Source organism: Erythrobacter sp. EC-HK427 (genome assembly GCF_902498745.1).
GTDB lineage: Bacteria > Pseudomonadota > Alphaproteobacteria > Sphingomonadales > Sphingomonadaceae > Alteraurantiacibacter.
Genome location: NZ_LR701479.1, coordinates 2,708,250 through 2,722,479 on the forward strand (window position 1 = coordinate 2,708,250; position 14,230 = coordinate 2,722,479).

13 protein-coding genes are annotated in these 14,230 nt (G+C 62.6%); 9 read left to right on the top strand and 4 right to left on the bottom strand.

The window, feature by feature from the left end; translation table 11 throughout:
* Positions 1-30 precede the first annotated feature (30 nt).
* Both GC121_RS13195 and GC121_RS13200 read left to right on the top strand, forming a co-directional pair.
* Positions 31-1,101 (top strand): serine hydrolase, encoded by a 1,071-nt coding sequence (locus GC121_RS13195; protein ID WP_151975083.1) that lies wholly within the window; start codon positions 31-33, stop codon positions 1,099-1,101.
* A 122-nt stretch (positions 1,102-1,223) separates the two neighbouring features.
* Positions 1,224-2,285, top strand: a complete 1,062-nt coding sequence (locus tag GC121_RS13200; protein ID WP_151975085.1) for an NAD(P)-dependent alcohol dehydrogenase — start codon at positions 1,224-1,226, stop codon at positions 2,283-2,285.
* Between the two features lie 15 nt (positions 2,286-2,300).
* On the opposite strand, the gene pgsA is transcribed toward GC121_RS13200, so the two are convergent.
* Positions 2,301-2,915 carry a CDP-diacylglycerol--glycerol-3-phosphate 3-phosphatidyltransferase gene (gene pgsA / locus GC121_RS13205; protein ID WP_151975087.1) on the bottom strand — a complete coding sequence of 205 codons (615 nt, stop codon included), beginning with the start codon at positions 2,913-2,915 and terminating at the stop codon, positions 2,301-2,303.
* Between the two features lie 118 nt (positions 2,916-3,033).
* Here pgsA and GC121_RS13210 point away from each other — a divergent pair, with 118 nt between their 5' ends.
* Positions 3,034-4,359, top strand: coding sequence for an MFS transporter (locus tag GC121_RS13210; protein ID WP_151975089.1), 1,326 nt, complete (start codon positions 3,034-3,036; stop codon positions 4,357-4,359).
* Here the strand turns inward: GC121_RS13210 and GC121_RS13215 are convergent, their stop codons facing one another.
* Positions 4,360-4,563, bottom strand: a complete 204-nt coding sequence (locus GC121_RS13215) for a hypothetical protein (protein ID WP_151975091.1) — start codon at positions 4,561-4,563, stop codon at positions 4,360-4,362.
* 128 nt (positions 4,564-4,691) lie between these two features.
* On the opposite strand from GC121_RS13215, the gene GC121_RS13220 reads away from it, so the two are divergent.
* On the top strand, positions 4,692-6,359 hold the full coding sequence (locus GC121_RS13220; protein WP_151975093.1) for a thiamine pyrophosphate-binding protein: 1,668 nt from the start codon (positions 4,692-4,694) through the stop codon (positions 6,357-6,359).
* A gap of 2 nt (positions 6,360-6,361) precedes the next feature.
* On the opposite strand, the gene GC121_RS13225 is transcribed toward GC121_RS13220, so the two are convergent.
* A complete protein-coding gene (locus GC121_RS13225) occupies positions 6,362-6,769 on the bottom strand; it encodes an EVE domain-containing protein (RefSeq protein ID WP_151975095.1) in 408 nt (135 codons plus the stop codon).
* Between the two features lie 118 nt (positions 6,770-6,887).
* On the opposite strand from GC121_RS13225, the gene GC121_RS13230 reads away from it, so the two are divergent.
* The 5 genes from GC121_RS13230 (at position 6,888) to GC121_RS13250 (ending at position 12,297) form a co-directional block, all read left to right on the top strand.
* On the top strand, positions 6,888-8,552 hold the full coding sequence (locus GC121_RS13230) for a bifunctional diguanylate cyclase/phosphodiesterase (protein WP_234421256.1): 1,665 nt from the start codon (positions 6,888-6,890) through the stop codon (positions 8,550-8,552).
* A 51-nt stretch (positions 8,553-8,603) separates the two neighbouring features.
* Positions 8,604-9,413 carry a diaminopimelate epimerase gene (dapF, locus tag GC121_RS13235; RefSeq protein ID WP_151975096.1) on the top strand — a complete coding sequence of 270 codons (810 nt, stop codon included), beginning with the start codon at positions 8,604-8,606 and terminating at the stop codon, positions 9,411-9,413.
* Entirely contained in the window at positions 9,410-10,594 is a 1,185-nt protein-coding gene (locus tag GC121_RS13240; RefSeq protein ID WP_151975098.1) for a MiaB/RimO family radical SAM methylthiotransferase, read from the top strand. Before dapF ends, GC121_RS13240 begins: the two co-directional genes overlap by 4 nt.
* Entirely contained in the window at positions 10,591-11,514 is a 924-nt protein-coding gene (ftsY, locus tag GC121_RS13245; protein ID WP_151975100.1) for a signal recognition particle-docking protein FtsY, read from the top strand. Before GC121_RS13240 ends, ftsY begins: the two co-directional genes overlap by 4 nt.
* A gap of 120 nt (positions 11,515-11,634) precedes the next feature.
* Positions 11,635-12,297, top strand: a complete 663-nt coding sequence (locus GC121_RS13250) for an inner membrane-spanning protein YciB (protein ID WP_151975102.1) — start codon at positions 11,635-11,637, stop codon at positions 12,295-12,297.
* On the opposite strand, the gene GC121_RS13255 is transcribed toward GC121_RS13250, so the two are convergent.
* A complete protein-coding gene (locus GC121_RS13255; RefSeq protein WP_151975104.1) occupies positions 12,294-14,186 on the bottom strand; it encodes a potassium transporter Kup in 1,893 nt (630 codons plus the stop codon). The two genes, GC121_RS13250 and GC121_RS13255, sit on opposite strands and share 4 nt — an antisense overlap.
* Between the last annotated feature and the right edge of the window lie 44 nt (positions 14,187-14,230).

Here is a 14,230-nt window from a genome sequence, read left to right on the forward strand (position 1 = left end):
TTACCACTTGCTGGTATAGGAGCGTCCGTCATGCGGTTGCTTTTCGCCCCTGTTCTGCTTGCGCTCGCCGCGTCCGGTGCGCTATCCGGTTGCAGCGAGCAGCCGGTGCAGGCGCAATCGTCGGAAAACAGTGCAGAAATGCAGCGCGCCGCGCAGATCGAAGCCGCGCAAGCCGAACTCGCAGCAAATATTGACCGTCTTGGCGAGGACTTCGGCGGCTCGCTCGGGGTTGCGGTGGTCGATGTCGAGCGCGACTGGCAGACCGACTGGAACGGGACGCAGCTGCTCCCGCAGCAGAGCGTCAGCAAGCTATGGGTCGCCTTCACCGCGCTTCGCCAAGCCGACACCGGCGCGCTCGATCTGGGCCGCGACGTCACGCTCACCCGCGCCGATCTGGCGGTGTTCTACCAGCCGATCCGCGAGGAGATCCTCGCAGCAGGCTCGGTCACCGCCAGCGTTGAAGACCTGATCACCCGCGCCATCACGCAGAGCGACAACACCGCCAATGATGCCGTGCTCAATGTCATCGGCGGGCCGGAAGCGGTGCGCGCCGAGTTGGCCGATGCGCAGCTTGGCGATATCCGCTTCGGCCCGGGCGAGCGGGCGATGCAGAGCGCGATTGCCGGCCTCGAATGGCGACAGGAATATGCGTATACCCGCCTCGGCTTTTTCGACGCACGCGAGGCGCTGCCCGATAGTGTGCGCGCCGCCGCTTTCCGCCGCTATCAGGACGATCCGGTGGACGGCGCATCGGCGCTTGCGATTGCCGGAGCCTTGGCGCGGCTGGAGCGCGGCCACCTGCTCACACGCGAGCGCACGCGCTGGCTGATCGACGTGATGTTCGCGACGCGAAGCGGCCCCAACCGTCTGCGCGCCGGAGCGCCCGAAGGCTTCACCCTCGCGCACAAAACGGGCACCGGCCAATTCTTCGAAGGCCGCCAGTCAGGCTACAACGATGTCGGCCTGCTCTACGCGCCCGACGGCACCGCCTATGCCATCGCGGTGATGATCGGCGAGACGCAGCGCCCCACGGAAGAGCGGATGGCAATGATGCAGGCGGTCACCCGCGCGGTGGCCGATTACCACAACGCGCTGCCTTGAATCCGCGCGCAGTTCATCGTGGTGTCGGAAGTGGAATAAGGCTCTGTCAAATGCTACCGCAGAGGTGTAACCCTGCCTTGTAGCCGCTGGACTGAACACGCGGCATTGCCGGGGGATTAGTCATGAAGACAATTGGTTATGCAGCGCGCGATACGAGCGGGACGCTGGCGCCCTACGCCTTTGATCGCCGAAGCGAGCTTGCTCCCGGCGATATTGTCATCGAAATCCTCTATTGCGGCATCTGCCATTCGGACTTGCACTTCGCCCGCGATGATTGGGGGATGACCAATTATCCGGTTGTTCCAGGCCATGAAATTGTTGGCCGCGTGATCGCGACGGGCGGCGGTGCGACGAAATATGCCGAAGGCGATACCGTGGCGGTCGGCTGCATGGTCGATAGCTGCCAGCATTGCGACCAGTGCCATGCGCATCAGGAACAGTTCTGCCGCGAAGGCATGACGATGACCTACGGCTCGCCCAATCCCGATGGCGAAGGGGTGACGCAGGGCGGATTTTCCAAGCACATCGTGGTGCGCGAGGAATTCGTGCTGGGCGTGCCCGCCGCGCTCGATCTCGCCCGCGCTGCGCCGTTGCTGTGTGCCGGGATCACAACCTACTCGCCACTGAAGGCCTGCGGCGTAACAGCAGGCAGCCGGGTCGGCGTGATCGGCCTTGGCGGGCTGGGCCATATGGCAGTCAAGATTGCCGCCGCGATGGGCGCGCAAGTCACCGTCATTTCCCGCTCCCCCGACAAGCAGGCGGATGCCGCGGAACTGGGCGCGAGCGCCTATCTCCTGTCCACGGACGAAGCCGCGATGGCGGCAGCGGCGAGCAGTTTCGATGTCATCATCGATACCGTCCCAGTCGCGCATGACGTCAATGCCTATATCCCGCTGCTCGATGTCGGCGGGGAACTGGTGATCGTCGGGCAGGTCGGCCCGCTGGAAACGCCCACCAATACCGCGCCGATGCTGTTCGGGCGGAAGTCGATTTCGGGATCACTTATTGGCGGGATCGCGGAAACGCAGGAAATGCTCGATTTCTGCGCCGCGAACAATGTGATGCCGGAAATCGAGATTATCCGGATGGACGAGGTGAATACAGCGTTCGAGCGGCTGGAGAAATCCGATGTCCGTTATCGCTTCGTCATTGACATGGAATCGCTGGCGGTTGGCGAAGCTTAGGCCGCGCCGCCCTGCTCAATCCATGTGCTTTAGGCCGACGCGCAGGTAATCCCAGCCGGTCACCACTGTAAGCGCGGCGGCGCTCCACAGGCTGATGAGGCCGACGGTGCGAATCCACTGCTCCTGCCACGTGCCACAACCGCCCGGCGCATCGAGCGAGGCGCAGGGAGGGCCGTGCACCGCCGCGCCGAGGATCAGCGCGCCCAGCGCCACCAGTTGAAACGTCGTCTTCCACTTGGCGAGTTTTGACACCGGCACGCTCACCTGTAGGCCGCCGAGAAATTCGCGCAGGCCCGAAACCGCGATCTCGCGCATCAGGATAACCAGCCCCGCCACCACGTGCAGATCGCCCACATACGGCCCGCGCAACTGGCCTTGCGCTGCCAGCACCAGAATGACTGTCGCCACCATGATCTTGTCGGCAATCGGATCGAGGAAGATGCCCAGCTTGCTCACCGTGCCGCTCGACCGGGCGAGCATTCCGTCGAAATAATCGGTGATCCCCATCAGGCAGTATAGCCCAAAGGCGAGGTAGTATCCCAGCGCCCACCCGGGCCACCACAGCAGAAAGCCGAGCAGCGGCAGAGTGAGAATGCGCGACAGGGTGAGGATATTGGGCAATGTCCACATGGGGCACTTCCCTAGCGGCAATATCCTTCGGGAAAAAGCGTGGCCTATAGACTCGATTGGTTATAAGCCCGAACGCAACCGCGCCCGGGGGCATCAGGAAGGCGATTCAAGCACGATCATGTTCACTTCGACCCATCTGCTCAAGCAGCGGCGATTCCTGCCGCTGTTCGCCACCCAGTTGCTGAACGCGTTCAACGACAATCTCTACAAGACGACGATGGTGCTGTTCGTCGTCTATGCGGTGTACAGCTCGGAAGAGGCCGAAGTGCTGTTCTCCAGCGCAGCATCGGCCATTTTCATCCTGCCGTTCTTCCTGCTCTCCGCGGTTTCAGGACAGCTCGCCGATTTGCGCGACAAGGCGAAAATCATCCGCATGGTGAAGGCCGCCGAGATCGGGATTATGACCGTAGGCGCCATCGGCCTGTTTATGGCGCTGCACGGCGTGGCGGTGGAGCTGGTCGCCATACCGCTGCTGATGCTCGCGCTGTTTGCTATGGGTGTGCACTCCACCTTTTTCGGGCCGATCAAATACGCCATCCTGCCGCAGCATTTGAAAAAGGATGAAGTGCTTGCCGGAACGGGGCTGGTCGAAGCGGGCACTTATCTGGCGATCATGGGCGGGACGATCATTGCCGGTTTCCTCGCCAACCATGTAGAAGTGGCCGCTGCGGCGATCATGGGGGTCGCGATTATCGGTTATCTCACCAGCCGCCACGTGCCGCCCGCTCCGCCGATGGGGGAGCCCGAGAAGGTCGATTTCAATCCCTTCACCTCGTCATGGAATCTGGTGCGCGAAGTGTCGCAGAACCGCGAGGTCTTCTATGCCATCATCGCCATCAGCTTCTTTTGGACGATCGGATCGGTGCTGTTCATCCAGTTCCCGCCGCTCGCCAAGAATGTGCTCTATGCCGACCCGGCGGTGGCCAGCCTGCTGCTGGTGTTCTTCTCCATCGGCGTCGCCATCGGATCGGTGGCAGTGAACCTGCTGCTGAAAGGGCGCGTTTCCTCGCGCTATTCGCCGATATCGGTAGTGTTGATGGGCGTGATGGTGGTGGTCTTCTACTTCGTCTGCCTCGCATGGAATGCCACGGTGACCGAAACCGCGCTGATGAACATCACCACGTTCCTCGCCTATCCGCTGGCATGGGCCGTGCTGGCGAGCCTGCTTTCCATTGCGATTTTCGGCGGAATGTTCGTGGTGCCGCTTTACGCCTTCCTCACCACCAAGGTGGAAGCGAACCGCGCCAGCCGGGCGGTGGCGGCGAATAATATCGTCAATTCCGGTGCGATGGTTGCGGGCGCACTGCTCGCGCTGGCGCTCAGCACTATCGGCGTGCCATTGACCGAACAATTGCTGCTGAGCGCGGGGATGTGTCTGGTGTCGGCTTGGCTGGGCAGGAAGCTGCTGAAGGCGGAGCGCGCCGCCGAAGCCGCCGCCGCGTAATCAGAGGATGAAGGTCATCGTTCCGACAAAACCGGCGACGTAAGTCGCGGCGACACTTTCCAGATCGGAGCGGGTCAATCCAAGCCGCAACCGCCACGGCACCTGCCGCTCGATCTCGTTCGCGCGGTGCACAACGTGCGGCGGCAGCGAGGCCCTGAACCAGTGGCGGCGGGATTCATCGGTCAGAACAAGTGCGCGTCTCATGGCATCCGTCTTAACGCTTTCGTAACCATAAGCGATATCTCTGCGACGGCCGTGTCCACAGACGGGACGGTTTGCAAAGCGCTGTGGGTAGTTGCAGGCGAAACCGGGTGGGTCTAACGCAGCGCGTGATGACCGATACACCATCCCGCTCCGCCGCCCGCCTGCTGGTCGATTGCCTTGTCGAACAAGGCTGCGACCGTGTGTTCACCGTTCCGGGTGAGAGCTTTCTGCCCGTGCTCGATGCGCTGTCCGATTGCGGCGCGATCGATACGGTCACCTGCCGTCAGGAAGGCGGCGTCGCCTTCATGGCCTGCGCCGATGGCGCGATGACGGGCAAGCCCGGCGTGGCTTTCGTAACGCGTGGGCCGGGCGCGACCAACGCCAGCATCGGCGTCCACGTCGCGTTCCAGGATTCGCAGCCGATGATCCTGTTTGTCGGCGACGTGGATCGCGGCATGAAAGATCGGGAGGGGTTTCAGGAAGTCGACTTCCCCGCCTTCTTCGGGCCGATTGCCAAGTGGGCGGCGAAGATCGACGATGCGGCGCGCATTCCCGAATATATTTCGCGTGCTTGGTCAGTTGCCATGTCCGGCCGCCCCGGCCCGGTCGTTCTGGCTCTGCCCGAGGATATGCTGCATGAGCAGGACATCGCCTCCCCCGTCCGCCCCGCCATCACCCGGCCGGCTCAAGCGGTCTGCCCCGATGCGATGGGCACGATGATGCGGATGATCGGCGATGCGGCGGCCCCCATCGCGATTATCGGCGGTGCGGGCTGGCACGAGCGGGCGCGGAACTACTTCACCGAATTTGCCGAGCGGATCGGCCTGCCCGTCGCCACCGCCTTCCGGCGGCAAGATGCGATGCCGCCTTCTTCCCCCGTCTATGCCGGCAATCTGGGTTACGGCCCCAACCCCAAGCTGGTCGAGCGGGTAAAGGCCGCCGATCTGGTGCTGTGCGTGGGTGCGCGGCTGGGTGAGGCGACGACCGACAGTTACGGCCTGATCACGCCCGATCATCCGGGCCAGATACTCATCCACGTCCACCCCGATGCAAACGAACTGGGCCGCATCTATCGCACCGATCTGCCGATCTGTGCCGATATGGCCGAGTTCGCCGAAAGCGCCGCGCTATGGCCGACCGAGGACATCATCCCCTACGATGCGGGAGCCGAGGCGCACACCGAATGGCTCGCCTGGCATACGCCGCGCGAAGAACGCCGGTATGATCTCGATCTGGCAGTAGCGATGGGCAGCGTGCGCCGCCTGCTTCCGGCAGACGCGATCATCTGCAACGGTGCGGGCAATTTTTCGGGCTGGTGGCACCGTTACTGGCCCTATGCGGGTTTCCCCTCGCAGCTCGCTCCTACCGCCGGAGCCATGGGCTATGGCGTCCCCGCAGCCGTCGCTGCTGCACGCCGTTTCCCCGATCGCTGCGTTGTCGCGGCGGCCGGTGACGGCGATTTCCTGATGAACGGGCAGGAGCTGGCCACCGCCGCGCAATACGGGCTCGACCTGCTTGTGATCCTGTTCGACAACTCCAGCTACGGCACAATCCGGATGCATCAAGAGCGCGAGTATCCGGGGCGCGAAGCCTCCACCCACCTCGCCAATCCCGATTTTGCGAAAATGGCGCAGAGCTTTGGCGGCTGGGGCAAGCGGGTGGAAAGCAACGCCGAATTCGATGCCGCACTGGAAGAAGCGATGGGCCGCAAGGGCATTCGCCTGCTCCATTGCATTACCGATATCGAACAGCTCGCTGCCAGCGGCGCGACGATCAGCGGATTGCGCGGAGCGTAGCCCTACTGCGCCATTGTCAGGATGATGTCCCACTCCTTGGGCGTGATTTCGGCAACCGATAGCCTGCCGAGGCGCACCAGCTCGATCCCTTCCAGTCCGGGATTGGCCTTGATCGCCTTTAGCGTCACCGGCGTCGTCACCGCGCGCACCGGCTTTACCATCACCGTCGGCCATTTGCTTTCGGGATCGGTAGGATCGGTCATGCCGGACTTGCTCACTTCGGCGATCCCGACAATCTCCAACCCCTTGTTGGAATGGTAGAAAAAGCACTGGTCGCCCGGCTGCATCGCTTTCAGATTATTCGCTGCGCGGTGATTGCGCACGCCGTCCCACACCGTCTCCCCGTCGCGGACCAGATCATCCCACGCATATTTGAAAGGCTCCGACTTGATCAGCCAGTAGTTGGGCACGCACGACTCCTCTTGCTGTTTCACCCGCGCCTAGCGCGGCGGGCGTCCGGCTGCAATTAACGGAAATTTGAGATGCTTGTCCGATAGAGCAAAGCCTTGTTTTGGAGGATAAACCGTTTTGTCGAAAACCACCTCCCGCTTCGGGCGCAGCATAAAGCCGACTCTGCAAAAGGCCGACCGCGACATAGTTGCGCTCGGGATTGCGGTTGCGGCTGTCATCCTGTTTGTCGGCACCGGCGGATCGTTGATGCCACAAATCGTCGCCTCCTGGATGGGACGCGGCGTCGCGCCCGATCTGGCGCTGACCAATGCGCTTTTCCTTAACATCGCGCTGCTGATTTTCGGCTGGCGCCGTTACAAAGATTTGCGCCGCGAAGTGCAGGAACGCAAAAGCGCCGAGGCCCGCGCGCGCGATCTGGCAGAGCGCGATCCGCTATCGGGCTGCCTCAACCGCCGCAGCGGCCCTCCGGCGATAGATAACCTTATTGCCGAGAGCCAGACCGCCGGGGCCGATGTCGCGGTGCTGATGATCGACATCGACAATTTCAAACAGATCAACGATCTGAACGGCCACCACATCGGCGACCGCGTGCTTGCCACCATTGCCGAGCGGATCGAGGCGCAATTGCCACAGGACAGTGTGCTGGTGCGCATCGGCGGCGACGAGTTCGCCTGCGCTTTCCCGTTCCAGCTGCACGCGCGCGACAGGGTGGATTCGACGGTCGATGCGATTATCCGCAGCGTTTCCAACTCGATCACCCACGAAGACGCAACTATCGATGCCACGCTTTCCATCGGCATTGCCCGCAGCGGGCGCGAGGCAGACGGCACCACGCCGCTCGGCGCAGAGCGGCTGCTGCACCGCGCCGATATCGCGATGTATCACGCGAAAAAGCGCGGGCGGAACCGCTACTTCTGGTTCGAACACCAGATGGAAGACGAACTGCGCTTCCGCAACGAAATCGAAGCAGGCATTCGCGAAGGGCTGAAAAACGGCGAATTCGTGCCCTTCTACGAACAGCAGATCGATCTGGAGAGCGGAAGGCTGGTGGGCTTCGAAATGCTCGCCCGCTGGCATTCGCAGACCTATGGCGTCGTCGCGCCGAATATCTTCATTCCGGTGGCCGAAGATATCGACCTGATCGGTGAACTCTCCGAGCAGTTGATCCGCAAGGCGTTGAAAGATGCGCTGCAATGGGATCCGGCCATCACGCTTTCGGTCAATATCTCGCCATTACAATTGCGCGATCCTTGGTTTGCGCAAAAGCTGCTGCATTTGCTAGTCGAGAGCGGCTTCCCCCCTGCGCGGTTGGAAATCGAGATTACGGAGAGCTGTCTGCACGAGAATATCGGCGCGGTGCGCTCGATCATTTCGAGCCTCAAGAACCAGGGCATCCGCGTCAGCCTCGACGATTTCGGCACGGGCTATTCCAGCCTCTCGCAATTGCGTTCGCTGCCTTTTGACCGGCTGAAGATCGACCGCAGCTTCGTGACCGAAATCTCCAAGGCCGAGGTAGGCAGCGAATTGTTGCTCGCGATCATCTCGCTCGGCCGCGGCCTGTCCTTGCCGGTGACCGCTGAAGGGATCGAGAACGGCGAAGTGCTGGAGAAGCTGAAAGGCCTCGGCGAGATCAAAGGCCAGGGTTATCTCTATGGCCGTCCGGAAAATGCCGCCGACACCGCTGCCCGGCTGGATAAGCTGGGGCTGCTGGTGAAGGTGCCGTCCGGTGCCATCGAGGCGCCAGTAGACACTATCAGCGAAACGCTGCGCAAGGCGGGCTGACACCGACCCGCGCCATTGCGGAAAGCCACGCTGCACCTTACGTGGCTTGCCATGCGCATTCCCTTTGTCAAAATGCACGGCCTCGGTAATGATTTCGTCGTACTCGATGCGCGCGAGGCGGCCCTGCCTGCGCTCGACACTGCGCGCGTGCGCGCCATTGCGGACCGGCGGGAAGGCATCGGCTGCGACCAGCTGATCGTGCTGGAGGCGGATGACAGCGCCACTTGCCAGATGCGCATTTTCAATTCCGATGGCGGCGAAGTCGAAGCATGCGGCAATGCCTCGCGCGCGGTCGGGATGCTGCTGGGTGAACCCGCGACAATCCGCACCAAAGGCGGGATGATTGCGACGCGCCCCGATGCGGGCGGCATTGCGGTCGATATGGGTGAGCCGCGCTTTGACTGGGACGCCATCCCGCTCGCCTATGCGATGGACACTGCCAGCCTGCCGCTGGGCTGGGATGATCTGGAGCATCCGCTCGCTGTCAATGTCGGCAACCCGCACCTTGTGTTCTTCGTGCCCGATTGCAATGCCGTGCCCCTCGAAACAATCGGCCCCGTGATCGAGACCGATCCGGTTTTCCCTCAACGCATCAATGTGAATGTCGCCACCGTGGGGGACAAAGGCACGATCCGCCTGCGCGTGTGGGAGCGCGGGGCAGGCCTCACCCGCGCTTGCGGCACCGGGGCCTGCGCCACGGCGGTCGCGGCCATGCGGCGCGGGCTCACGGATCGCGCGGTGACGGTGCATTTGCCCGGCGGCCCGCTCGCCATCGCCTGGGGCGCGGACAATCGCATCACCATGACCGGCGGCGCAACCGAGAGTTTTCGCGGCTCATTCGACTGGGACAGCTTCGGGTGAGCGCCCCCCAAAATACCGCAGAAGTCATCTCGCTCGGCTGCCGCCTCAATATCGCCGAGAGCGAGCGCATTCGTGCACTGGTAGCGAGCGAGAACGTCGTCGTAGTGAACTCCTGTGCGGTGACAATGGAAGCTGTGCGGCAAACTCGCCAGGCGATCCGCAAGGCCCGCAAGGCCCGCCCCGATGCGCGACTGCTCGTCACCGGCTGCGCGGCGGATATCGAGCGCGACCAGCTTGCCGCCATGCCCGAGGTGGACGGACTGGTGCCGAACACCGCAAAGCTCGATGCGCGCGCGTGGAATGTCCCCGAACCGCAGCAAACACCGCCACCCCAGCACACCCGCGCCTTCATCGCCGTGCAGAACGGCTGTGACCATGCCTGCACCTTCTGCGTCATCCCGCAGGGACGCGGGACAAGCCGTTCGCTGACAATCCCACAGGTTCTGCGCGAAGTGGAGAGCCATCTCGACCAACGCGCGCTAGAAGTGGTGCTGACCGGCGTCGATGTCACCAGCTGGGGGCACGATCTGCCGGGCTCGCCGCCGCTGGGCGAATTGGTGCGCGCGGTGCTCAGAGCCTTCCCTAATTTGCAGCGCCTCAGAATGTCCTCAATCGACGGAGCAGAGGTCGATCCGGTGTTATTTGATCTCATCGCCCACGAACCGCGCGTGATGCCTCATCTGCATCTGTCCTTGCAGCATGGTGCCGACCTGATCCTCAAGCGGATGAAGCGCCGCCACAGCCGCGCCGATGCGGTGTCTCTGGTGGAACGCCTGCGCGCCCATCGTCCTGATCTCGCCATCGGTGCGGACATTATCGCCGGTTTCCCGACCGAGATCGACGCGCATCACGCGGACAACCTCTCGATCATCGCAGATCTGCCGGTGGTGCATGGCCACATCTTCCCCTACTCGCCCCGCCCCAACACGCCCGCTTCACGCATGCCGCAATTGGACAAGGCCCTTATTAGAGCACGCGCCGCCGAATTGCGCGCTGCTGTCGCCAAAGCGCGGGCGAGCTGGCTAGCCAGCCTTGTGGGTAGCCCGCAGCGCGTCCTCGCCGAGGCGGACGGCACCGGCTATGCTGAAAACTTCGCGCGGGTCGCGCTGCCCGAAGGGACACAGCGCGGCGCCATTGTAACCGTCACGCCCACGGCGAGCACAGAAGGACTGCTGGTATGAGCGAGACAAGCTGGTCGGAAAGGCTGTTCGGCGGTTTCCGGAAAACTTCGGATCGCTTGTCCGAAAACCTCACCGGCGTGGTCAGCACGGCCAAGCTGGATGATGCCACGCTGGATGATGTCGAGGACGCGCTGATCCTCTCCGATCTCGGCCCTGCTGCCGCCGGGCGCATCCGTGCCAAGCTGGCCGAAAAGCGTTTCGGCCTGAGCATCACCGAACGGGAGCTGAAGGAAGCGGTGGCGGAGGAAATCGCCGCCATCCTGCGCCCGGTTGCAGTGCCGCTCGAAGTCACCGCGTTCCCGCGCCCGCAGGTTATTCTGGTGATCGGGGTGAATGGCAGCGGCAAGACGACGACCATCGCGAAGCTCGGCCATTGGCTGATGGAAGACGATTACGAGGTGATGCTGGCCGCAGGCGACACCTTTCGCGCCGCCGCCATCGGGCAGCTCAAAATCTGGGCCGAGCGCATCGGCGCACCCATCGTAACCGGCGCCGAAGGCGGCGACCCCGCCTCCATCGTGTTCGACGCGGTCAAGAAGGCGACCGATATTGGCACTGACGCGCTCATCGTCGACACCGCAGGCCGCCTCCAGAACAAGCGTGAGTTGATGGACGAGCTGGCGAAGATCCGCAAAGTGCTTGGGCGTTTGAACCCCGAAGCGCCGCATGATGTGATCCTCGTGCTCGATGCGACCAACGGCCAGAATGCGCTCGGCCAGATCGAGATTTTCAAGGAGGTCGCGGGCGTCACCGGCCTCATCATGACCAAGCTTGATGGCACTGCGCGCGGCGGCGTGCTGGTGGCCGCGGCGGAGCAATATGGCTTGCCCATCCACGCCATCGGCGTGGGCGAAACGCTGGACGATTTGCGGCCATTCGATCCTGACCTTGTGGCGCGAGTTATTGCAGGGGTGGCGTAAGATCAGGCCTGCCTTCCCTTCCCCGCTCACCCTGAGCTTGTCGAAGGGTTGTCCTTTCTTCTAAAGCAGCGCCAAAAGGAAAAGCAGCCCTTCGACAAGCTCGGGGCGAGCGGAGTTTTTATGTCTTCTGAAACATCGTCAAAACCCAAATCCGGCTGGCTCAATGTCGCGGTCGATTACGGCCCGCTGCTGGTCTTCTTCCTGACCTACAAATGGTTCTCGCCCGAAGACGGGGCGGACATGATCGCCGAGGTTGCCGCTGTCATCGCGGGCACGACCGCCTTTATCTTCGCCGCCATCATCGCATTGGCGGTGAGCAAGTTCCGGCTCGGCAAGATAAGCCCGATGCTGTGGCTCTCAACGGCGCTGATCGTGGGCTTCGGCGCGCTGACGATCTACTTCCAGGACGAACGCTTCATCCAGTGGAAGCCGACCATCGTCTACGCGATCTTCGCGGTGGCGCTGCTGGTGGGCGTGGCGCGCGGTGTGTCGCTGCTCAAAGTGCTGCTCGATGCCGCGTTTGAAGGGCTGGACGATACCGGCTGGCTCAAGCTCTCGCGCAATTGGGGGCTGTTCTTTATCGTGCTCGGCGTGCTCAACACGGTGCTGATCTACACAGTCAGTTTCGAGACATGGCTTGCCATGAAGCTCTGGCTGTTCCTGCCGCTCACCTTCCTCTTCACCTTCACCCAGGTGCCGATGCTGATGCGCCACGGCCTTGCCGTGGGCGACGAGGAAGAGGCCGCCGAGGAAGCAGTGAAGAACGAGCCGCCGACGGGCTAAATCTCCACCTGGCTGCCCATTTCGACCACGCGGTTGGTCGGCAGGCGGAAGAACTCCATCGGCGTTGCCGCATTCCGCATCATCCATGCGAACAGCCGTTCGCGCCAGATCGCCATGCCCGGCTTGTCCGCGCTCAGCAGCGTCTGGCGGCTGAGGAAGAAGCTCGTTTTCATCATATCGAAGGGGCCGCCGCACATTTCGTGGCTGGCAAGCGCCTTGGGCACGTCGGTTTCCTGCATGAAGCCGTAATGCAGGATGACGCGGAAGAAGCCGTCGCCCAGATCCATGATCTCGCAGCGCTTGGAATCGTCGATATAGGGCACGTCGGCAATCTGCACCGTCAACACCACGATGCGCTCATGCAGCACCTTGTTGTGCTTGATATTGTGCAGAAGTGCCGAAGGCGTTCCGCTGCTGCCCGAATTCATAAAGATCGCCGTGCCCGGCACGCGCGCCGTGCTGGAGCGGGCGGATTTGGCGAAAATATCCAGGGGCAGACTCGCCTCGGTCATGCGCGCGCGCATCAGCTTTCGCCCCTTCGCCCATGTGGTGAGCAAGGTGAAGGCAATCGCGCCGATCATCAGCGGGAACCAGCCACCGTCCGCCACCTTGGTCATATTGGCGAGGAAGAAGGCTCCGTCGACAATGAAGAAGAGCACGATCACCGGCGCCGCGATCCACCATTTCCAGCGCCACACTGCGAGCAACAGCACCGCCATCAGGCAGGTGTCGATGAACATCGCGCCAGTTACTGCGATGCCATAGGCAGATGCGAGGTTGGACGAATTCTGGAAGAACAGCACCAGCAAAACCACCGAAGCGCACAGCACCCAGTTGATCAGGGGAATATAAATCTGCCCCTGCTGCGTGTGGCTGGTGTGCAGGATCGAAAGCCGCGGCACAAAGCCCAGCTGGATTGCCTGATGCGTTACCGAGAACGCGCCCGAAATCACCGCTTGGCTGGCGATGAAGGTGGCGGCCGTGGCCAGGAACACCAGCGGAAGGCGGTAGGCCTCCGGCGCGAGGAAGAAGAACGGGTTGCGGATCGCTTCTTCGGCTGCGGCTTGCGGCAGGCCGATAATCATCGCGCCTTGCCCGAAATAGTTGAGCAACAGACAAGGCATCACAAAGCCGAACCACGACAGCCGCATCGGGCCACGCCCGAAATGGCCCATGTCCGAATACAGCGCCTCCGCGCCCGTCACCGCCAGCACGACCGATCCCAGCGCCAGGAAGGCATACCACTTGTCCGTGATAAAGAACTGCACCGCGTACCACGGGTTCAGCGCCCAAAGAATCTCCGGCGTGCTAAAGATATGCCAGATACCGAGCACCGCGAGGACGGTGAAGTAGACGGTCATGACCGGCGCGAACAGCGCACCGACTTTCTCGGTTCCGCGCTGCTGGATGAAGAACAGGAATACGAGCAGGCCCACGGCAATCGGAATCACGAAGGGATGCAGCCGCTCGTCCACCACCGTCAGACCCTCCACCGCCGACAGCACGGAGATCGCGGGGGTAATCATCGAATCGCCATAGAACAGCGCGGTCGCAAACACGCCGAGCAGCACCACCAGCCCGCCATATCCGGCCTTGCCGATACTGCGCGAAAGCAGCGCCACCAGCGCGAGGCTACCGCCCTGCCCGTTATTGTCCGCCCGCATCAGAATGGTGACATACTGGATCGCCACGATCAGCGTCATCGACCAGAAGATCAGGCTGAGCACGCCGAGAATGTGCAGATCGTCAATCGGGAGATTGTGCGCGCCGCTAAAGGTCTCGCGGAAGGCATAAAGCGGCGAGGTCCCGATATCGCCGAAGACGATACCGATGGCCCCTGCTGCCAGCTTCAGCTTGGCGGATTCGCGGTCTTTTTCGGCTGCGTTCATATGGATTTACGGCCCATGGCGCCGGGAGTCCCGGTCAGCAAAGC